The sequence below is a fragment of the Collinsella aerofaciens genome, assembly GCF_039752775.1.
Classification (GTDB): domain Bacteria; phylum Actinomycetota; class Coriobacteriia; order Coriobacteriales; family Coriobacteriaceae; genus Collinsella; species Collinsella aerofaciens_R.
The window spans coordinates 73,795-95,627 of record NZ_JBDMGT010000004.1 but is presented as its reverse complement, the minus strand read 5'-3'; the positions used below and the strand labels follow the sequence as shown (position 1 = coordinate 95,627).

At 60.1% G+C, this 21,833-nt stretch carries 16 protein-coding genes and 1 tRNA gene; 1 reads left to right on the top strand and 16 read right to left on the bottom strand.

The features are described from left to right. Positions 1–244 precede the first annotated feature (244 nt). The 14 genes from rbr to ABHR63_RS02210 form a co-directional block, all read right to left on the bottom strand. On the bottom strand, positions 245–784 hold the full coding sequence (rbr, locus tag ABHR63_RS02275; RefSeq protein ID WP_006235152.1) for a rubrerythrin: 540 nt from the start codon (positions 782–784) through the stop codon (positions 245–247). 114 nt (positions 785–898) lie between these two features. Further along, complete coding sequence (locus ABHR63_RS02270; RefSeq protein WP_006235153.1) at positions 899–1,804, bottom strand: HhH-GPD family protein; 906 nt, start codon at positions 1,802–1,804, stop codon at positions 899–901. Positions 1,805–1,825: 21 nt separating this feature from the next. Continuing rightward, the gene (locus ABHR63_RS02265) at positions 1,826–2,311 is read right to left on the bottom strand and encodes an RrF2 family transcriptional regulator (RefSeq protein ID WP_346964987.1); all 486 of its coding nucleotides are present in this window, start codon (positions 2,309–2,311) and stop codon (positions 1,826–1,828) included. 359 nt (positions 2,312–2,670) lie between these two features. Then, a tRNA-Asp gene (locus tag ABHR63_RS02260) sits at positions 2,671–2,748 on the bottom strand. A gap of 406 nt (positions 2,749–3,154) precedes the next feature. After that, positions 3,155–3,622, bottom strand: coding sequence for a YfcE family phosphodiesterase (locus ABHR63_RS02255; RefSeq protein ID WP_195543777.1), 468 nt, complete (start codon positions 3,620–3,622; stop codon positions 3,155–3,157). Positions 3,623–3,718: 96 nt separating this feature from the next. Next, positions 3,719–4,435 (bottom strand): LytR/AlgR family response regulator transcription factor, encoded by a 717-nt coding sequence (locus ABHR63_RS02250; protein ID WP_022094115.1) that lies wholly within the window; start codon positions 4,433–4,435, stop codon positions 3,719–3,721. Between the two features lie 72 nt (positions 4,436–4,507). Further along, on the bottom strand, positions 4,508–5,851 hold the full coding sequence (locus ABHR63_RS02245) for a histidine kinase (RefSeq protein ID WP_195568631.1): 1,344 nt from the start codon (positions 5,849–5,851) through the stop codon (positions 4,508–4,510). Next, positions 5,848–7,035 carry a glycosyltransferase gene (locus ABHR63_RS02240; RefSeq protein WP_035136756.1) on the bottom strand — a complete coding sequence of 396 codons (1,188 nt, stop codon included), beginning with the start codon at positions 7,033–7,035 and terminating at the stop codon, positions 5,848–5,850. Before ABHR63_RS02240 ends, ABHR63_RS02245 begins: the two co-directional genes overlap by 4 nt. Before the next feature lie 171 nt (positions 7,036–7,206). Beyond that, a complete protein-coding gene (locus ABHR63_RS02235; protein WP_006235159.1) occupies positions 7,207–8,466 on the bottom strand; it encodes an MFS transporter in 1,260 nt (419 codons plus the stop codon). 101 nt (positions 8,467–8,567) lie between these two features. After that, a complete protein-coding gene (locus ABHR63_RS02230; RefSeq protein WP_346965862.1) occupies positions 8,568–9,512 on the bottom strand; it encodes a zinc dependent phospholipase C family protein in 945 nt (314 codons plus the stop codon). Positions 9,513–9,604: 92 nt separating this feature from the next. Further along, positions 9,605–10,339: a LytR/AlgR family response regulator transcription factor gene (locus tag ABHR63_RS02225; protein ID WP_195568633.1), complete on the bottom strand. Its 735-nt coding sequence runs from the start codon at positions 10,337–10,339 to the stop codon at positions 9,605–9,607. Between the two features lie 35 nt (positions 10,340–10,374). Further along, positions 10,375–11,766: a sensor histidine kinase gene (locus ABHR63_RS02220; protein WP_226790488.1), complete on the bottom strand. Its 1,392-nt coding sequence runs from the start codon at positions 11,764–11,766 to the stop codon at positions 10,375–10,377. 112 nt (positions 11,767–11,878) lie between these two features. Beyond that, positions 11,879–13,156: a metal-dependent hydrolase family protein gene (locus tag ABHR63_RS02215; protein WP_117633809.1), complete on the bottom strand. Its 1,278-nt coding sequence runs from the start codon at positions 13,154–13,156 to the stop codon at positions 11,879–11,881. A gap of 131 nt (positions 13,157–13,287) precedes the next feature. Continuing rightward, entirely contained in the window at positions 13,288–14,739 is a 1,452-nt protein-coding gene (locus ABHR63_RS02210) for an APC family permease (RefSeq protein ID WP_346964986.1), read from the bottom strand. A gap of 355 nt (positions 14,740–15,094) precedes the next feature. On the opposite strand from ABHR63_RS02210, the gene ABHR63_RS02205 reads away from it, so the two are divergent. Then, entirely contained in the window at positions 15,095–16,096 is a 1,002-nt protein-coding gene (locus ABHR63_RS02205; RefSeq protein WP_229028295.1) for a C39 family peptidase, read from the top strand. Between the two features lie 188 nt (positions 16,097–16,284). Here the strand turns inward: ABHR63_RS02205 and arcC are convergent, their stop codons facing one another. After that, the gene (arcC, locus tag ABHR63_RS02200; RefSeq protein ID WP_055310076.1) at positions 16,285–17,247 is read right to left on the bottom strand and encodes a carbamate kinase; all 963 of its coding nucleotides are present in this window, start codon (positions 17,245–17,247) and stop codon (positions 16,285–16,287) included. A 655-nt stretch (positions 17,248–17,902) separates the two neighbouring features. Further along, on the bottom strand, positions 17,903–21,442 hold the full coding sequence (gene nifJ, locus ABHR63_RS02195; protein WP_238057831.1) for a pyruvate:ferredoxin (flavodoxin) oxidoreductase: 3,540 nt from the start codon (positions 21,440–21,442) through the stop codon (positions 17,903–17,905). Positions 21,443–21,833 lie beyond the last annotated feature (391 nt).

The window sequence follows — 21,833 nt, the reverse complement described above, 5'->3', positions numbered from 1 at the left end:
CGACGGGAAACGAAAAAGCCCGGTTTAAAACCGGGCTCGAACAAACACGCCTATTGACAATGGCTTTCTCATATTAAAGGGGCGGCACACAAACTTCTAATCAGCTTTTCTGTAGCGAGCACGCGACGACCCAAAGCGGGCCGGGAGGGCGGGATTACCTTCCCTCAACGCGACCCTGCGGAGCCGTGAGCGGGGAGGGAAGGTAATCCCGCCCTCCCGGCCCAGCTCATGCCAGCGCCAAGCGCTAGTAGTTCACCACCTGCTCCTCAAAGTACGCCTTGGGGTGGTTACACACCGGGCACACCTCGGGCGCCTCAGCACCAACGTGCAGGTGCCCGCAGTTCAGGCACTTCCACACCTTTACGCCCTCACGCTCAAACACCTCGCCCGACTCGATGCGCTCGACGAGTTTGTTGTAGCGCTCCTCGTGGGCCTTCTCGACGGCGGCGACGCCACGGAACTTCTCGGCGATCTCGGCAAAGCCCTCCTCCTCGGCGGTCTTGGCGAACTCGTCGTACATCGTGGTCCACTCGTAGTTCTCGCCCGCGGCGGCGTCGCGCAGGTTGTCCAGAGTGCCCGGAACGGCGCCGTCGTGCAGATACTTAAACCACAGCTTGGCGTGCTCGGACTCGTTGCCCGCCGTCTCGGCAAAGATATTCGAGATCTGAACGTAGCCATCCTTCTTGGCCTTAGATGCGTAGTAGCGATACTTGGTGTGTGCCTGGGACTCACCGGCAAAAGCGGTCTCGAGGTTCTTCTTGGTTTGGGAATTCTCAAAATCCATAGGTGTACTTCCCTTCAACACGTGCCGCCCATAGGCTTTGAGCGACCTTGTCTTTAGGATGCCCTCAAGCCGCGAATTTAAACCTTACAATCCCGTTCTTCAGATTTGAGCGGGCTACACACTCAACCAACGATCGTCCTCGGCTCGGCAAAAGCCCTCGCGCTCCAGGTCAGCTAGAATGCCCGCGATCAAGTCGCACTCGACCGGCCCGCGACCGGCTGCCGCTTCCATCTCGTTAACGCCCACCACGGCATCAGCAAGCGTAATCCCCGCCGGCTGCCCATCGCGCGCTGCCAACAACATACGCACGATATGCGCGCGCTTTTGGCGGCGCGAGCCCTCAAACTTGGACTGACGACTATAGCCCGCCGACCGCCTGGACGGATTGGGCAGCGTCTTTTTAAGATACGCGCCGTAATCCAGCAATGCGTAATACCACGCGCGCGGCGTGTCGGCATCGTCTTGAGGCGCGGCAAAGGGCGCGATCTCGTCCGCCGCCGCACCGGGGGCCGCCGGACAGGCAGCTTGGATCAGCGGCACCAGTTCGCGATCGGGAACGGCCGGCACATCGGGAAAGAAATGATGCAAAAAGACCGTGCGCACATTGGTCTCCAAATACACGCCCGGAAGATCAAACGCAAACGAACGGATGCCCTGCGCCGTTGCCGGGCCAATGCCGGGCAGAGCGACCAAGTCACGCGTCTCGCGCGGAAACTCCCCATCCCAGTCCTCTACAACGCACTGTGCAGCCCTGTGAAGCGCCAAGGCGCGGCGATTATAGCCCATCCCCTGCCACGCATCCAAGACATCGGAAGGGACAGCCTGAGCGAGCGCCTGAACAGTCGGAAAGCGATCGAGCCACGCCGGCATACGCGTCTCCACGCGCGGCACCTGTGTTTGCTGCAACATAACCTCAGAAAGCCAAATGATGTACGGATCGCGTGTACGGCGCCACGGAAGGTCGCGATAACGCAGGACCCCTTCCGAACGAATCATCGAACGAAAGGGGTCCTGAATCATGGCTATGCTCCTTATGCGGCGCTATTCCTCCCGGTAAGCGCACGCGCAGGTGGCGTACTCGGGAAACGCTTCGCGGTCGGCGAACTTGGGATCGGCGGCTGGGAACTGGCGGTGAGCGACGATGTCGCCGAGCGAAACGGAATCGAGGTAGTCGCGCATCAACGCCTGGGCTCCGGCCCACAGGGGATGATAGCAGCACGCGCCCATGCGCGCACAGTCACCATCGGGCGCGGTGCAATCGTTCATAACCATAGGACCCTGAACGGCCTCGACGACCTGGCGGATAGTGACGTCGTCCGGACTGACCTTGAGACGCATGCCACCGTGGACGCCACGCAGGCTCTCCACAATACCGGCCTGGACCAAACCGTGCTGAATCGAGCGGGCAAACGAATACGGAACATTGACCTCTTCGGCAGCGGTGCGAACAGAAAGTAAGCACTCCGGATCCTCGGCAAGCATCGCCAGCATACGAAGGGCGTAATCAGTCTTCCTCGATATGTCCATTTTTCCCCTTTCAAGGAATACGAACAGCTCGAACGAGCTCCGGGGCCGAGCTTGTGTCGAGACGCTAAATGACCGCCAGGACATCCAAATGGTAAATCGGATATCCACTGAGTGCCGCGCTTGGAGCGAAATGCATCAGATGCGGCGCACAGTGCAATTTAGTATAACCTAACCCCCTGTCTCGTAGAACAGGTGTTGCGCAACAAAGCTGTTGTTCAGACAGATATACTTATTAGATTTTACTTGCGTTCCCGAAGGCGCGGGGATTCTGGGCGAAGATGCACCAGGGCGATCGTTCTATCGAAACAAAGTGCATCAAACGCAAAAAGCCACGTCCGAAGACGTGGCTTTAATTGCGTTGGCGGGAAGTACGGGGCTCGAACCCGCGACCTCCGACGTGACAGGCCGGCGCTCTAACCAAACTGAGCTAACTCCCCAGGCAGACGTTCGCGTTTGTTTCCGCTCGCGTGCGCTGCGGGGATTAGTATACACAGAAGTCTGTCCGGCGCGCAACAACTTTTTTGAAAAATTTTTTGGGGCCATCCGGGAGGGCTTCCGGGGCTGAGGGCGGGGGTTAAGTTTGCTGCTCTACAGTCCTGCGCAAGACGGAAAGCACATTAAGTGCTTTCCTTTGCGTGCGGAACTCGCGACAAACTTAACCCCCGCCCTCAGCCCCGGAAGCCCTCCCTGCCGTCACATTATTCAACCAGTTTTGCGGGCGTGCGCCGCTGCGCGGCTAGCCCGCGTTCTCCGCGGCGAGGTTGTCTAAGGTTCTTGTTGAAGCTCGGCCATTGGCTCAAATGGAAACGGGGGACGCATCTGCATCCCCCGTTTTTGTTGTGATTACTCTAGGTCAATAAACTTAGTGCTTATGATCTTGCCGTCTTTTACGAGCATTCTGGCCATGGTGGGGCCTCGGGTGCCTCTGGGGTAGCTGGCGCTGCCCGGGTTGAGGACTAAGCAACGGCCCACTTGGGCTTCTTTGGTTACGTGGGTGTGGCCGTTGATGGCTACGTCTACGGATCCCACCGGAAGGTCTTCGCGGTAGTGGGCTACGGCGAATTTAAGGCCTTCGTAGGTAAAGAGCGCAAGACGGTCTACATCGGGGCCGTAGTCGCGGTAGTAATCGTTGTTGCCCAGTACGGCCCGCACGGGGGCGATAGTGCATAGGTGCTCGTAGTCCATCTCCGACGTAAGGTCACCGGCATGGATAATCAGATCCGCGCCCTTAAGCTCGTCCAAGAGCGCAGGCGAAAGATAGCCGTGGGTGTCCGAGATGATGTCGATACGCTTGGCGCTTGCACTGTTCATGGGATCCCTTCCGCAAAAAACGATTCGGCAGATACATACAAAAAAGGCCCCACGGCTCCGCAGACGATGGGTCTACAGGGCTGCGGGGCCAGTGTGCTAGAGACTCAGAGCCTTCTTGAGCGGCACGACGCGGCGGCGCGAAACCGGCACGCGTTCGTCGACGCCCGTAATGCCCAGCTGGATGGCGCCCGAGGGCACCGTCTCCACATCCGTGACGCACGCCAAGTTGACGATATAGCGGCGGTGAACACGGAAGAAGCCAAAGTCGCAGAGCTTGGCCTCAAACTGCGCCAGCGAGGTCGTCGACAAAAAACGATCATCGACGGTATAGATGCAGGAGTAATCGTCCTTGGCCATGATAAAGCGAATGTCGTCCACGGGAATGAGCACCTTGCGGCCGCCCTTTTCCACCGGGATACGCTCGATGGTCACCTTGCTGTCCGTAACCGGCTTGGTGCGTTGCATGACCTTCTCGATCGCGCGATCCAAGCGAGCTTCCTCGACCGGCTTCATCAGATAATCGACGGCATCCACGTCGAATGCCTCGACCGCATGGTCACTATACGCAGTCACAAACACGATCGCCGGCGGATTTTTGAGCTTATGCAGCGCCTCGGCAAGTTGCAAGCCCGAGGCACCGGGCATCGAGATATCGAGAAACACGACATCCACGCGACTTTCCATAAGCATCTCGATGGCGGAGCGGACGCTCGACGCCTCCGTGATCGTGCCGATCTTGCCCGTTTGCTCGAGCAGGAAGCGAAGCTCCGAGCGAGCCGGCGCCTCATCATCCACAATCATCGCACGCAGCATAGGGATAAAACCTTTCGTCAACTAACTACGCCGGGCATCCGTCGCATGACGTTGAGCCCGTAGCCTTTCATTTTACTCTTGAATGTCAAAGATGCTCTCTGACAAATCAAGATGAAGGAGCACTTTGGTGCCCTTGCCCGGCGCCGATTCGACACGCGTATAGGAGTGCGGCCCATAAAAGCGATGGATGCGCTCCGAAATATTGTGCATGGCCACACCGGCGCCGCCACCCTGGGGAGAGCTGGCGTCGGGACGGGCAGAACGCTCGTCAAACAGTCTGGCGGCGGTACCCTCATCCATGCCCACGCCATTATCGGCCACGGCAATCAAGATTGCATCCTCGCCGTCTTGGTGAACGGTCACGTCGATCCTCAGGGCGTCGTCATCGCCCATACCATGACGTACGGCGTTCTCGACAATCGGCTGGATCACGAACGCCGGCACCAGCGTATCTTCCACGTCCTCGGACACATCGAACGTCGCAAGCACGCGGTCCTCGCCAAAGCGGGCCTTCTCAAAGGTAAGGTAGCGCTTGGTCTGGGCAACCTCACGCGAGACCGGAATAAGCGATCCCGAGTTGTCGAGCGTGGCGCGATAGAACGATGAGAACTCACGAAGCAGTTCGCGGGCCCGCAGCGGATCGGTGCGCGTAAACGATGCAATGGTGTTCAGCGTGTTGAACAGGAAGTGCGGGTTAATCTGCGCCTGCAGCGCACGCACCTCGGCGCGCGCTGTGAGTTCCTTTTGCACCTCGAGCTCGTGGATGGCGAGCTGCGTGGACAAGATCTCGGCAAAGCCCGAGGCAAGCGCGTACTGGGTACGGTCGACGGCGCGCGGGGTCTTGTAGTAGAACTTGAGCGTGCCGACGGTACGATCGCCCACCTTGATGGGGGCGATAATGCCGGCGGGGACTTGGTTGTGTGAGCCGTCCGAGCCCACGACATCCACCATACGGTTGAACGACTGCACGATGCCATGTTCGATAACGTAGCGCGTGGCAAGCGTGTGGATGGGAGAATCTGGCAGTAGTTTTTTCTCAAGCTCGCCCGCGCAGGCCAGCACGTTGCCCTCGTCGGTGATGGCCACCGTCATGGCACGCGTCTCGGGCAAAATGCGCTGGCACACCAAACGCGCCGACTCCTGCGTCAGACCGCCCTTAATGTCCTCGAGCATGGCCGAGGCCACCGAGAGCGTCTCCTCGGTGTACTGGGAGCGCACCGAATCGGGATTGAGCGTCAAAAAGATAAAGATGCACAGAAAGATGCACAGCAGCGCGCAGGCAATCACCGTGGCGATCGGCTCGATACCGGTCACCAAGGCAAAAATAAAGTACACCAGCACGCAAATGGCGCAGGCAACGGCAATGATGCGAAAGATTGATATTGAACTATCGCGCTGGGCGCGGCGGTCGATCATTCGGCCCCCTCCAGGATACTGATCAGTTGTGCGTCACGCCAAAGCCCGTCCATGATCTTGGGCCAAAAGCTCTGGAAACGCAGGTAGCTTGCAGCGTTTTGGCGCGCATAGGCCTTTGCCTCGCCGATACCATGGCGCCAGATGCGCAGGTAGCCCTCATGCTCGCGGGTAAACACGCTGCGGACCATAGCGGTCTTGCGCACGCGGTCGTCGAGCTCGCGCGAAATCCACGGGCCCGGGTAGGGCATGAGTGATGCCGCCGTAACGGGAATGAGCTCCTTTTGATGCGCGGCGAATGTCAACTTGGCCCGTTCGTAGTACCAACGGTATACATCCTGCATAAAGCGCGGTGAGCGCTTTTCGGACTCCGGAGGCAGATGGCGCACGGTCCACTCGTTATCGAACCACACGTCGTAGCCAAACATGCGCATGTTAAAGAGGTAATCCAAGTCCTCGCCGCGGGTGATAAACGGGTCAAAGGCCACACGCGTAAAGGCGCGGGCGTGCAGGGCCATCAGGCCGCCGCACACGTAGTTAGAGCGCGAGATGCGGGTGCCCGAGAGCGCCTTTTTCATCCAACGGTTGAACTCGATGCGCTTGGTCCACCAACGATGGCAGATGCCCGCCTTGTCCGTGGGAGCCAGCGGCGAGCCGTCGCGATCGTAGAAATAGCCGCTCTTGACCAAGATCGGCAAGCCCTGACGCGTCTGCTGCCCCAACGCATAGGTCGCGCGCTTCATAAAGTCGGCGTCGATGACAGTCTCATCGTCATCCAAAAAGATAACCGCGTCATGGCCCAGCACAGCGGCACAGGCTAGCCCCATGTTGCGGATGGCACCGTAGCCTCGCAGGCTCACGCACTCGCCCGAACCCTTGGGCGCGATCTGAGCAACCCGGTCTGCGATGCGCGAGGCCTGGGTGTTGGTGACAACGGTGACCTTGAGCGTGGGATGCGCGTCGACAATCTCGCGCACGCGCAGCGACACATCGGCTGTGGCAGAAACGGGACAGACCACCAAAAGGATGATGCGCGGGATGTCACGTACCTGTTCAAGCGAGGCCAGGCAGCGGTCGAGTTCGGGATTGTCGGCGTTGAGTCGCGTCGAATGGTCATAGGTGCCAGGGGCGTTTGCGCAAGCGTCATCGCCCGCCCAATACGTTGGAATCACGACTGTGGCGTTCATGCCTTACCCTCCCTGCAACACAAAAACGGGACGCCGCCAAACACAGGCGACGCCCCGCGACCTAGCTGATTCCATCATACCCACTTGGGCAAATCATTGCTCGCAAGTCGCAATGTTTATTGCGGATAACCCCAAAAGAGTACCGTGGACAGGCACAATAGCCGCTCGCTCCTATGCGGCATGCTCTGCCGCCCGAGTCATGCGGGACAGGCGGACCAGCAGCATAAAGCCAACAATCAGCAGCACGCCAATGGAAAGGACGCCCAGCGACGGGTTGCCGGTCAGCGAGGTGACGACCGACACCAGGAAGGTGCCCATAACGCTTGCATAACGACCAAAGATGTCAAAGAAGCCGTAGTACTCGTTGGACTTTTCCTTGGGGATAATGCGACCAAAGTAGCTACGGCTGAGCGCCTGCACGCCGCCCTGGAACAGGCCGACCATAATGGCAAGCACCCAGAATTCAAAGGCGGTCTTTAGGAAGAACGCGGCGAACAGCACAATGCCCATGTAGGCGGCGACCGCCACCAGGATCATGTTGAGCGTGCCCACGCGTCCGGCGAGCTTGCCGTAGATGATGGCGGACGGAAAGGCCACGAACTGCGTAACGAGCAGCGCCAGCACCAGCTGCGTCGAATCGATGCCCAAGGCCGATCCGTAACTGGTGGCCATGGAAATGACCGTGTGCACACCGTCGATATAGAAGAAGAACGCGATCATGTAGACCAGCACGGTCTTGTTGTGGGCGATCTCGCGCATGGTGTGTCCGACCTCGGAGAACACACCGCCCACGATGTGGCCGATAGTGTCCTCGGGACCGCGCTCGCGACCGTACTTTTGCTTATAGGTGCGAATGAGCGGCAGGGTAAAGATGAGCCACCAGGCACCAGTGATGATAAACGACAGACGCGTTGCCAGCATGGTGGGGACGCCAAGAGCGGGGCCACCCATGATGAGCGCCAGGCAGATGACGAACGGCACGGTGGAACCGATATAGCCCCAGGCATAGCCCGAGCTGGACACGGCGTCCATGCGCTCGTCGGTCGTAATGTCGGGCAGCATGGCGTCGTAGAACGTCATAGAAGAGTTAAGGCCGATGGTGCACAGCACGTACACGGTCAAAAATGCCATGGCGGACATTGGGATAGCCTGCGCCAGGCAAAGCACCAGGCCCGTGAGGAAGAAGCCCAAGAAGAACTTGATCTTGTTGCCTGCGTAGTCAGCAAGCGCGCCCAGAATGGGCATGAGCATGGCAATGACCAGCGAGGCGATCGTCTGCGCATTGCCCCAGGCGACCACCAGGTCGGCCGAGGAAGCGCCGGTATTGATGGCGTTAAAGTAAATGGGCACCACCGAGGTATTGAGCAGCACAAGGGCCGAATTGCCCACATCATACATAACCCAGTTACGCTCGAGCTTGGTGTATTTCATGGACAGGGACCCTTCGTATTCGCCCGATATGCAGTTAGTTCATCGTACCCCAATTGTCCAGAACCGCCGGTAAGGATTCGGCAAAGGGGCACGCACGGGCCCTATTCCTCGCGGTCGAACTCCTCATCGGCTTCGAGCACGCGACCGCTGTAGTTGACGTGACTGGTCACGGCATCCATGTCACCGGTCTCGATAAAACGTGCGACCGTGCACTCGTAATCGACCAGCGCGCGATCAAAGACCTCGGGGAAACTCTCGTTCGAGACCTCGTCGGTAAAGGGATTCTTCCATGTCAGATGGCCCAGGTTACCGGTGCGCTCGGGCAGCTCCGTCGTCACGCGATGGGCAAGGCCGTCGAGCAGCGAGTAGTCGTGCACCAAGCCCTCAACCAGCGAGATCGCGCGCGTCTTTGCGGAGCCGGCCGGCTCAATCGCGCGGTAAAGTCGCTGCATATTGGCAACGGCAGCACCGTACTCCCCCGCCGGAATGTCAATGCCGTACACGCGTCCGGCAACATAGCTCATCAGCACGCCGGCCACGCGATTGATGCGATCGGTGGTGACGATCTCGCCCGCCGGCGGGTAATCGTCGACCGTAGCGCCATCGCGTTTAAGCTGCAGCATCAGTACATCCAGGTCGCTCTCGATCACGGCATGGACCTGACTGCTCGAATCCTCAAGCGCTGAATCGGACTCCACGATGCCAAACTGCTGCTCATAGACAAAGGGATGGGCGTTGCGGTCGAGCACGTAATGAGACAGTAGGCCCAGCGCAAAGGCGCGACCCAAGCTGGCGTCGCGCGGCAGCAGATGTGACACGCCGTCGCGCAGGCACGCAAACTGACGAGACATGCGCGACCGATGCATGACCTGTGCCAGCAGCGTGCAGTCGGAAACACGCGGTGTCAGAATGTGAAAGAAGAACGGGTCGGGGCCTTGGTTGCCCAAGATAAAGGCAATGCGCTCTTCATCGGACGCGATGACGCCCTGCGGAAGACGGTCGATGCTTTCCTCGCCAAACAGATGATGGGTGATAAGCGCGGGCATAATGATCCTTTCGATTTCATTCGATGCCACCCATTATGCCCACCGCGCGCCCATGCCAAACCTGCGATGGTAAACGACGGCACGCAAGCCTCTTACGCAAGCCCCAGGTGCGACTTGACCTCGGCGGCACGACGACGGGACACCGGCACCGTCGAGTTCACGTGGTCGAGCCTGAGCTCCATAAGACCCGTGGAACCGATCTCAACATTGTGCACGTCTTCCAAATTGACCAGATAGCTGCGATGAACGCGAATAAAGCCCTCGGAGACCAAGCGACGCTCGAGCGAAGAGATCGACTCATTGATCAGGTACGTTCCCTCGGCGCAGATGGCATTGCAAAAATCGGCGCGCGCCTCAAAGTAGCAGACGTCTGCGGCGGGAATGAACACCTTTTTGCCCCCGCGGTCCACCGTCAGACGCAAAGGCTGGCGCGGAGCATGGATAACACGACGGGCACCCAAGGCTGCCTCGATCTTGTCGAGTGCCTTTGACAGGCGTGCGTCCTCGACCGGCTTGACGACATAGTCGACCGCATCGAGGTTATACGCATCGGCGGCAAATTCGGCAAACGCCGTCACAAACACAACCACCGGCGGCGTCTTTAGGTTCTGCAGCGTCTCGGCAAGCTCAATTCCCGAGCGACCGGGCATGGTAATGTCTAAAAACAGCACGTCGGGCTTGTTCGACAGAATCGACTCCACAGCTTCGGTGACATTGCCCGCCTCGGCAATCTGACCCACACGCGCATCCTTTTCCAACAGATAGCGTAGCTCAGCCCTAATGGGAGGCTCGTCATCAACTACCAGGATGTTCCAACCCTCGGACATGTGCGCTTCCTCTCTCTCCTCAATACACTCGAGTGCTACGCCGTCAACGGCGCGGGCTCATGCGGCTCGCCGTTCAGCTCGACGATGACCTGCGTTCCCACGCCCTCCTGGGACTTCACGCGCATGCCGGAATCTTCTCCGTAAAAGAAATGGATGCGCTGAAGCACGTTGAAGAGCGCCAGGCCGCAACCTCGCTTGACGGAGCCGTCGGCGGTAATGCTCTCGGGCTCCTCTCGGCGATGTTGCTCAAACAGATGCGCGCAGACCTCTTCGCTCATACCGATGCCATCGTCCTCGACGATGATCTCCAAACCGTCATCGGTCTCAAAAGCCCTAACATGAATAGAAAGCGGCTCGGTCTCGCGCTGCGCGTGCTTGATGCAGTTTTCGAGCAACGGCTGCAAGATAAACGGCGGCACCATGCAATCGCGCACCTCAAAGTCGATATCGACCGAGACGCGCAGACGGCCGTCGCCATAACGAGCCTGCATAAGATTGATATAGCGAGTGCCCTGCTCCACCTCGTGCTCGAGCGTTGTGAGGGTATCGGAATCAGAAAGCGTCTGACGGTAGTAATTGGAAAAGTCGATCAGCAGCGACCTGGCCTTGTCCGGCTCGGTACGTACGAGCGACACGATGGTGCTGATGGTATTGAATAGAAAATGAGGATCGACCTGCGATTGCAAGGCGCGCAGCTCCACGCGGGCCGTAAGCTCGTCCTGGCGCTCGAGCTCAAAGCTCGCAAGCTGCGTGGAAATGAGGTCGGCAAAGCCCGAGGCAAGCGCCGTCTGGCGCATATCGATGCTGCTCAGACGGGGATAATACAGCTCGAGCGTGCCCACGCAATGCCCGCGCACGGTAAGCGGTGCGACAATACCGGCGCGCAGGCGCGGAAAGTAGCCACCCGTCTCGGTCGAGGCATCGCGCGAGAACACGCTTTGCTCACCGCTGTTAATCACATTGAGCGTGGTCCGCAGCACCACCGGGGTGCCCGCGGGGCATTTTGCCGAGTCCTCGCCCCAGCTTGCCAACACCTGCTTGCCGTCGGTAAAGCAGATGGCAGAGGCGATAGTTTCGGACAGGATGATCTTAGAGGCGCCCAGGGCAGCTTCGGGCGTAAGGCCGCGCGACGTGTAGGCGAATATTTTCGACGCGATGGCGAGCGTGCGGTCGGTAGCGCTCGATGTGAGGTCGTCGGGAACGACAAAGACGTACGAGAAGAAGAAGCACAGCATGACCAAGCCGGCAATGACGACAACGGCCGGAACGGGATTGGGATTATCGGTTAGATCCCAGATGAGCAGCAGGATAAGCAGCGGAACGACAATACCGAGCAAGATGGCTTGAACCACATGCTGAGCGGTACGAAAGACCTTGGTAGAGTTGTAGCTCTTGCCCAGAATCAGCCTATTGAGATCCACCGTCATCTCCTTCTTACTGACGCACCCCATAGCAATAAAGAGGGCCGCAAGCGACCCTCTCCATTGCATTATGCAATCAAATACTGTGTTTTACATCAAGCCATCGATGAACGGTAGCTTAGGCGCTGTACTTGTTTGCCTCGCCGAAGGTGCCGGCCTCGACAATCCAGCCGTCCTTCATGATGACGTCCATGTTGTCGGTGTTGAGCACGTGAATGTCGGCGGCGACGTCACCGTTGACGACCAGCAGGTCGGCGCACTTGCCGGCCTCGATGGAACCGGTCTCGTCCTCGATGTGGCACATCTTGGCACCGTTGAGGGTGGCGCAGGTGATGGTCTCGACCGGAGTAAAGCCGATCTTGTCGACGAACTCGTACATCTCCTCGATGGAGCAGGTGCCGTACGGGGTGACGAAGGAGAAGGAGTCGGAGCCGATCGTCATGACGACGCCGCGCTTCTTGGCCTCGCGCAGGCAGTCGTAGTTGCGCTGCAGCTCCTTCTCGACCAGGGTGCCCTCGTACTTGTCGTGCAGCTCGGGGACGTAGACGGGCGGATAGGTGGCATACCAGGTGGGCAGGAAGGCGATCGTCGGAGTGAAGAAGGTGCCCTGCTCGGCCATGAGGTCCATGGTGCGCTCATCGATATCGAAGCCGTGAATCAGCTGCTCGCAGCCAAAGCGAACGGAATCGTAGGCAGCGGCGTGGTTGTTGTAGCAGTGGCTCCACACGGGGATGCCGACCATCTTTGCCTCTTCGACCACGGCCTGGATCTCCTCGGAGCAGTAGTGCTGGTCGCGGCCGGAGTCCCAGCGCCAGATGCCGCCACCGGTAGCCCAGATCTTGATGGCATCGGGGTTCTCACGCAGGCGACGACGGACGGCCTTGCGCAGATCCCAAGGACCGTCGACCTGATCGCCCCAGGGGTGCGATTCCTTGTTGAGCTCCTGGCTGCAGTGGTGGGAGTCGCCGTGGCCGGCAACGCGGCAGAAGCCAAGGCCGGTGGCCAGAACGCGCGGGCCCTTGAAGACGCCCTTGTCGATGCAGTCACGGATCTGGATACCAAAGCGGCCGATCTCGCAGACGGTGGTGAGGCCGTGGGTGAGGCAGTCGTAGGCCTGCTTGACGGCGACGGCCTGCTTCTCGAGGAGCGGCTGCATGACCCAATCGGTGTCATCGTCGGTCAGGTTGCCCGAGAAGTGCAGGTGGGTGTCGATCAGACCGGGAAGGACGGTCTTGCCGGCGGCGTCGATGACCTCAACGCCCTCGGGAAGGTCCTGCATGGCGCCGGCGTACTCGATCTTGCCGTTGTCGTCGACGAGAACGAGGGAGTTCTCGACCGGCTCGGCACCGGTACCGTCGATGAGCTTTCCGCCAACGATTGCATACTTAGTGGACATGGTTCCTCCTTATGGATCCATATAGTGGGCGAGACCGTGTTGGGTTAAGGCCTCACAAAGCTACCCAAGTGGTGCCGGGTTCGGTGCGCGGAAGAGAGGGTCCCGCGCACCTGATCCGCCCCGGCTAGGCGTTACTTTTTGCGGGAATTGGTGAAAGCCATGAGGGCCAGGCCAATAGCCAACCAGCCGATCACGATGCTCCACTCCACCATGTTGAGGGAGGCGGGAGAGAACGGAATCACGAGCAGGCCGATGATGATGGCGCAGGCAGCAATAGCGAGGGAGATGCCAAACTTGCCGCCGGGCACCTCGTAGGGACGGGGCAGGTTGGGCTCGGTGAAGCGCATGCGCAGGCAGGCGAGGGCGACCATGCCGCAGGAGAAGATGAAGGCGAGAGCCGACACGTTGGTCAGGGGGATGAGCATGTTCTTGCCCAGGAACGGACCGACGACGGTGATGACGCCCAGAACGACGCAGGCGAGCTTGGGAGCGCCGGACTTGGGGTCGACCTCGGCGAATTTCTCGGGCAGCTGGCCCTTGCGGCCCATGGCGAGCATGATGCGGCTCGTGGCGCCGTAGAAGGAGTTCATCGGGCCCATGGGTCCAAGCGTGGCGATGACAAGCATGGCCAGGTACAGGAGCATATTGATGCCCTTGAGGCAGGCAAGCGCGGGAACCGGGCTCTTAACAAACTCATGCCAGTCGAGGATAGTGCCGAACGAGTAAATGCAGACCATGTAGAAGCCGCCGGCGGCCAGCAGGGCCAGGGAGATGATCTTGCCGAACTTGTTCCAGTTAAGGCCCTCGGCTGCTTCCTCAGCCTGCTGGGGAATGGTGTCGAAACCGGCGTAGAAGAACGGGGTCAGTACCAGGACCGACACGATACCGGCGAACAGGCTGGTGCCCTCGGTGGCGGCCTTACCGCCGCCAGCGCCGGCGACCTGAGAGAACACAGGCATGGCGTTGCTCGGCGAGCCGGTGAACAGCGAGACACCCATGGCGAGCAGCATGCCGCAGAGCAGGGCCTTGGTCAGGAAGGCTTGGAGCTTGGCGGCCGAGCTGGCACCGCGGAAATTGAGGAAGATGACGTAGACTGCAAAGCCGAGCGCGATCAGCGTCGGGAACAGGTAAACGTCGGCGCCCAGGATGGTGTAGAGCTTGACGGCGCGCAGCCACTCAAGACCGGGCAGGCTACCGAACATCTCGGACACAAGGGTCGAAATGGCAATGGCCTCCCACGGGCACAGGATGCCGTTGCCCAGGGCCAAAAGCCAACCGGTGATGTAGCTCAGCGTACGGCCAAAGCTACGATCGACATACTCGACGATGCCGCCAGAGATGGGGATAGCAGCCGTGAGCTCACCGAAAACAGCTCCGACGGGCACGAGGAAGATTGCACCCAAGAGGAATGCGATCATAGCGGGAACGGGACCGCCGCCCACGACCATCCAGTCGCCGACCTGCAGAACCCAACCGGTACCGATGATGGCACCGAAACCGATGGTGAAGAAGTTCCAGAGCGAAAGCGTTTTCTTCATGCCGCCGTTATCCTCGACTGCAACTTCTGCATTCTTGTCCGCCATTGTTCCCCTCCTTTCCTTTTTGACGCCCCTTGGCGTCACCCCTTGCGCGGTCCGTTTTGCCGCGCGCTTTTATTCCATGGCTTTAAGATACGGCCTTGGCGCAGCAGCGCCGCTCGCAGCTCGACCGAAGGCAGAACTGCAAAACGAGCGGCACCGTTTTTGGGACGAACGGCGGGAGACGTCATTCGTCTTGGACGCTTTCATCTTGTCTGCTTTTGAATACCTGTTGCCGTGGCGCTTGGCGCGCGGCGCGGCAACGTTCATACCATTTGTCAGGCTTTTGGCGCACATGCCCATGTGTCGTGCATCTTTTTATGTAGGATAGACAAGTTACACATGAGGCAAGGTGATTCGAATGGCATACGGATACAATGACGGCGACCAACGGCCACAAAGCGTGCGCCTTGCCGGCCGCACCACGCCAACGCCCAGAAGCACCTCCGACAACGACAACCCGCAGCGCCCCCAAGAGCAGCCCGGGGCTTCTTCGCGGCAGCAAAGCCGTACCGTGCAGCAGTCAGACCGCGTCAGTACGAGCACACGCCAACGTCAGACCGACACATCGCAGCCACGCCGCTACGATCGCCGTAAGACCGACTACTACGTCAAGCGCTCCTTTTCGCGACCTCAACGCGATCGCGGCAATTCCGCCCCTCACCCCGCGTCGCACACCACAAGCCACGCGCTTCCGGCCCGCCGCCTACGCCTTGCGCTTTGCTCCATCGCCGCCTGCCTCGTCTTTGTGTTTTTGGGATCCTGTATCTCCCACGGATCAGCCGGTCTTGAGCCCACTGCCGAGGACAAGCTGCTTAAAGCTCCCGTCGCACCCGGTTACTCCTTTGCGTTCTCGACCCCACGCTCGCAATGGCAGGCCGGCACCATGCCCCACATCTACCAAATTGACCCCGCATGGTCGGAGCTGCCCTATGCCGGTGGCACTATTCGCGAAAACGCTTGCGGTCCTACCTGCCTCACCATGGTCTATATCTTTAAGACCGGCCATACCGATAAGACGCCGGTCGATATATGCGCGCTGGCCGAAGCCGGCAACTACGCCCCCACTGGTGCCACCGAGTGGTCGTTTATGACAGGCGGTGCGTGGCAGCTGGGGCTCAACGGAACACAGCTCTATAACGATCGCGAATCGATTACCCAAGCACTTCGCTCGGGTGCGCCCGTCATCGCCGCAGTGCGCCCCGGTACATTTACCAACGTAGGCCACTACATCGTGCTCTACGGCATCGACGACGCCAACCAGATTGGCGTCTACGACCCCAACTCGGCCAGCCGCAGCGCCCGCCGCTGGGGCGTCGTAGAGGTCCTCAACGAAGTCGAAGCCATGTGGGCCTACTACTAGTCATTGGGGACAGACTTAAATGAGTGGTCATTGGGGACGCTCTTGTTTGACTAGTCATTTAAGAACGTCCCCAATGACTAGGTGAATAGCAAAAGCCCCGCAGTCGGAGCGGACTGCGGGGCTCATGAAGAGAGGCTAGTTTGCGGGCGCTTTGCCTGGCGCCCACGAGAGAGGCAACAGAGTAGAGACTACTCGTGGATGCGGGTACCGGAGAGGCCAGCCATGGTCTCGGCGGCCTTGTCCAGAGCGCCGATGATGCAGGTGCGGCCCTTGCGGGAACGGGCGAACTTGATGGCAGCGCGGACCTTGGGCTCCATGGAACCCTTGCCGAACTGGCCCTCGTCGGCCAGGCGCTCGGCCTCGTCGGCGGTAATGTCCTCGAGCTCCTCCTGGTTGGGCTTGCCAAAGTTGATGGCGACATGCTCAACGGCGGTCAGCAGGAACAGAACGTCGGCGTCGCAGTCCTCGGCCAGCAGCTCGCCGCCCAGGTCCTTGTCGATGACGGCGGGAACGCCCTTGTAGCAGCCCTTGTTCTCGTAGTCGCGGACGACGGGGATGCCGCCGCCACCGCAGGCGATGACGATGAACTCGTTGTCGAGCAGGTTGAGGATGGAGTCGGCCTCGACGATCTTCTTGGGATCGGGGGAAGCGACGACGCGACGCCAGCCGCGGCCGGAATCCTCGACGAAGACCTTGGAGGGGTCCTCGGCCATGAACTCCTTGGCCTGCTCCTCGGTGTAGAAGGGACCGATCGGCTTGGTCGGGTTCTTGAACGCGGGATCGTCCGGGTCGCACTCGATCTGGGTGACGACGGTTGCGGCGTGCCAACGCTTATAGCGCTTGTGCATCTCGCGGCCGATGCCCTGCTGCAGGTGATAACCAATGTAGCCCTGGGACATAGCGCCGCACTCGGGCAGCGGCATCTCGGGGGTACCGATGGCATCGTGGGCAGCGGCGAAGGCGTTCTGGATCATGCCGACCTGCGGGCCGTTGCCGTGGGTGATGATGATCTCATTGCCTTGCTCGATGAGACCGAGGAGAGCGTGGGCGGTGTTGCTCACGGCCTCGATCTGCTCGACGGGGTTGTTGCCGAGGGCGTTGCCGCCAAGGGCGACGACAATACGATCGGGCTTGCCAAGAGGCTTAGACATTGCTGGAATCCTTTCTGTAAAAGGCCTACAACCCATTAATAACCCGCGTCCGTGCGATACGCGAGTTTATTAAGGTTTATATTCTCTTTATCGCTCATTTTATTCATTTTGAAAATAGCGGAACGGTGAACGGTCGTTTTTGTCCGCTCAGCGTACAGAACTCCAGCTCAGACATATCTACGTAATTTACGTGCGACTTTATTTAAATGAAGCGAGGATTATGTCGGATTATGCAAACTACATCTCTGCTAAACACAAAACGGACAGCGCAATATCTTACTCGCGCTATACGAGATTCTATGCACTTATAAGTCGAGTATGCACCCCTGCAAAAACAAGGGGCTTTTCATCCAGCAAAAGGAATAAAGAAGCGCTCCGAAAAGGCGGCAACAGCCAAGTCCCCCATCCATCCCCAAAGTGGCGCGAGGTTTCGCGGCAAAGCCGCGAAACAGCGAAAGGGACGGAATACCCGGCCAACTACGTCCTTCATCCGCCCACACAATCTGAGGACGTAGTCGTAGCAGGATCTGAGGGCTGACCTTCGCGGACACTCCGCAGGACGAAAGAACCCCCGCCGCACATAATGCGCAGCGGGGGTTCTTTCATGTCCGAGGACGTCCGCGAAGGTCAGCCCTCAGATCCTGCGGTGGGAGACCTAGGCCTCGTTATACACCGTTTTGAGCTTCAGCAGGTGCTGATAGCGGTCCATAGCAGCCTGCTCATTCTCCTTGAAGAGCTCCTCGGCGCGCTCGGGGAAGGAACGCGTCAGCGAAGCGTAACGGGCCTCGTTCATCAGGAACTCCTGATAACCGCCCGCGGGCTCCTTGGAATCGAGCGAGAACTTCTTGCCGGCAGCAGCCTCGGGGTTGAAGCGGAAGAGGTTCCAGTAACCGCACTCGACAGCCTTCTTCATCTCGGCCTGGCAGTTCTGCATGCCACCCTTCTTGATGGAGTGCATCTCGCAGGGGCTGTAGCCGATGATGAGGGACGGGCCGTCGTAGGCCTCGGCCTCGTGAATGGCCTTGAGGGTCTGAGCCGGGTTGGCGCCCATGGCGACCTGCGCCACGTAGACGTAGCCGTAGCTCATGGCAATCTCGGCCAGAGACTTCTTCTTGGTCACCTTACCGGCAGCGGCGAACTGAGCAACCTGGCCCAGGTTCGAGGCCTTGGAGGCCTGACCGCCGGTGTTGGAGTAGACCTCGGTGTCGAAGACGAAGACGTTGACGTTGTGGCCGGAAGCCAGGACGTGGTCCAGGCCACCGAAGCCGATATCGTAGGCCCAACCGTCGCCGCCGAAGATCCAGAAGGACTTCTTGGTGAGGTAAGCCTTGTCGGCGAGGATCGCCTTGGAAGCGTCGCAGCCGCACTTCTCGAGCTCGGCAACGTAGGCAGCGGCAGCGGTCTTAGAGGCCTCGGCGTCGTTGACGGAGTCGATCCAAGCCTGACCGGCGGCCTTGAGCTCGTCGGACGGACCGTCAGCGGCGATAATCTCTTGCGTAGCAGCGATCAGCTTCTTCTGAACGGCCTCGTAACCGACGGCCATGCCCAGACCGTGCTCGGCATTGTCCTCGAACAGGGAGTTGTTCCACGCCGGGCCGTGACCGTCCTTGTCCTTGCAGTAAGGAGCGGTGGCAGCGGGGTTGCCCCAAATGGAGGAGCAGCCGGTGGCGTTGGAGATGAACATGCGGTCGCCGGCGACCTGGGTCACCAGACGTGCATAGGCGGTCTCGGCGCAGCCGGCGCAGGAGCCGGAGAACTCCAGGTAGGGCTGCTTAAACTGGCTGCCCTTGACGTTGGCCGCGATGAGCTCCTTCTTCTCGGAGACGTTCTCGACCATGTAGTCCCAAACGGGCTGCTGGTCCATCTCCTGCTCGGTGGGAACCATCTCGAGGGCGCCCTTGGGGCAGACCTTGACGCAGTTGGTGCAGCCCATGCAGTCGAGCGGGGACACAGCCATGGTGAACTTCATGCCCTTGGCCTTGGGGCCCATGGCGTCGAGCGTGCGGGTAGCCTCGGGCGCGGCGGCAGCCTCGTCTTCGGTCATCGCGAACGGACGGATGGTGGCATGCGGGCACACGTAGGCGCACTGGTTGCACTGGATGCACTTGGTCTCGTCCCAGTGGGGAACGACCACGGCGACGCCGCGCTTCTCGTATGCGGAGGCGCCCAGCTCAAACTGGCCATCGGCGCAATCGACGAAGGCGGAAACGGGCAGGCTGTCGCCGTCCATGCGATCGATGGGCTCGAGCAGGTTCTTGACCTGCTGGGCGATAGCGGACTTGGTCTCCTCGGAGAGCTCGACGGGAGCGGCATCCTCGGCGGTAGCCCAGTCGGCCGGAACCTCGAACTTACGGAAGGCGGTAGCGCCGGCATCGATGGCCTTGTGGTTGGCGTCGACGATAGCCTGGCCCTTCTTCATGTAGGACTTGGTAGCCGCGTCCTTCATGTACTGCAGGGCGTCCTCGGCGGGCAGGACCTTGGCCAGCGCGAAGAAGGCGGACTGGAGCACCGTGTTGGTGCGCTTGCCCATGCCGACCTTGGCGGCCAGGTCGATAGCGTCGATCAGGTAGACGTTGACGTTGTTGTTCGCGATGTAGCGCTTGGCCACGGCGGGCATGTGCTCGGCGAACTCCTCGTCGCTCCACTGGCAGTTGACCAGGAAGGTGCCGCCCGGCTTGACGTCGCGGACCATCTTGAAGCCCTTAACGATGTAGCTGGGGTTGTGGCAAGCGACAAAGTCGGCCTTGGTCACGTAGTACGGCGAACGGATCGGAGAATCGCCAAAGCGCAGGTGCGAGACGGTGACGCCGCCGGTCTTCTTGGAGTCGTACTGGAAGTAGGCCTGGACGTACTTGTCGGTGTGGTCGCCGATGATCTTGATCGAGTTCTTGTTGGCGCCGACGGTACCGTCGCCACCCAGACCCCAGAACTTGCACTCGATGGTGCCGGGGGCTGCGGTGTTGGGCGTATCCTCGGCCTCGGGCAGGCTCAGGTTGGTCACGTCATCGACAATGCCGATGGTGAACTCGCGCTTGGGCTCGTCCTTCTTGAGCTCCTCGAAGACAGCGAACGCGGACGCAGGAGGCGTGTCCTTGCTGCCCAGGCCATAACGGCCGCCGACGACCTTGATGCCCGTCTTGCCGGCCTCGTAGAGAGCGGAGACGACGTCCTGGTAGAGCGGCTCGCCGATGGAACCCGGCTCCTTGGTACGGTCCATGACGGCAATCTTCTGGACGGTCTCGGGGAGAACGTCGACGAAGTGCTTGATGGAGAACGGACGGAACAGACGAACCTTGACCAGGCCGACCTTCTCGCCGTGAGCGTTGAGGTAGTCGATGACTTCCTCGAGCACGTCGCAGAAGGAGCCCATGCACACGACGACACGATCGGCGTCGGGAGCGCCGTAGTAGTTGAACAGGCCGTAATCGGTGCCGAGCTTCTCGTTGATCTTCTTCATGTAGCCCTCGACGACGGCGGGAAGCTCGTCGTAGACCTTGTTGCAGGCCTCACGGTTCTGGAAGAAGATATCGCCGTTCTCGTGGCTGCCGCGGGTGTGCGGGTGCTCAGGGTTGAGCGCGTGGTCGCGGAAAGCCTGGACGGCGTCCATGTCGCACATCTCGGCCAGATCCTTGTAGTCCCACATGGCGACCTTCTGGATCTCGTGGCTGGTGCGGAAGCCGTCGAAGAAGTTAAGGAACGGGGTCTTACCCTCGATGGCGGCAAGGTGAGCCACCGGCGAGAGGTCCATGACCTCCTGGACGTTGCCCTCGGCGAGCATGGCGAAGCCGGTCTGACGACAGGCCATGACGTCGGAGTGATCGCCAAAAATGTTCAGGGCGTGGGAAGCGACGCAACGCGCGGAGACGTGGAAAACGCCCGGGAGCTGCTCGCCTGCGATCTTGTACATGTTCGGGATCATCAGGAGCAGACCCTGAGAAGCCGTGTAGGTGGTGGTCAGAGCACCGGCGCCCAGCGAACCGTGAACGGTACCGGCTGCACCTGCCTCGGACTCCATCTCGACGACCTTGACCGGGGTGCCGAAGATGTTCTTGCGACCCTGGGCCGCCCACTGGTCGACATGGTCGGCCATCGGGCTGGACGGCGTAATGGGATAGATTCCCGCTACCTCGGTGTACGCATACGAAACATATGCGGCCGCCTCGTTGCCGTCCATAGACTTAAACTTACGCGCCATATACCCCTCTCCTCTCATATAGGTATACAGGCCCCGGCGATCGCCGGGATGTTGGCGTGATGGGATTCTCGCTGTTGCTTCCAATCATCTGGCAGGCAGGCTCAGCAGCAGGTACATGGCGTGGAGAGAAGGCATGCCGAGGCGAGGGCCAGCTGATGCGCCCCACAGACCCGACCGCCCGTCTTGCACATGACCGAGCGCCGCAAAGGCCGCATGCCGGATGCTCCCGGGCACGCCCCGGCGATGGGAAGCGCCCGCAACGGAAATCCGCATGCGGGTTTATTGTACCCCGCCGTCAAGTGTAATTTCGGCAAATATAGGCGGGCGGTAAAGGTTTACCTCGGGTGACTGCCGGGAGCAAAATGATCCCTTGGGGACGGAGGGACCATTT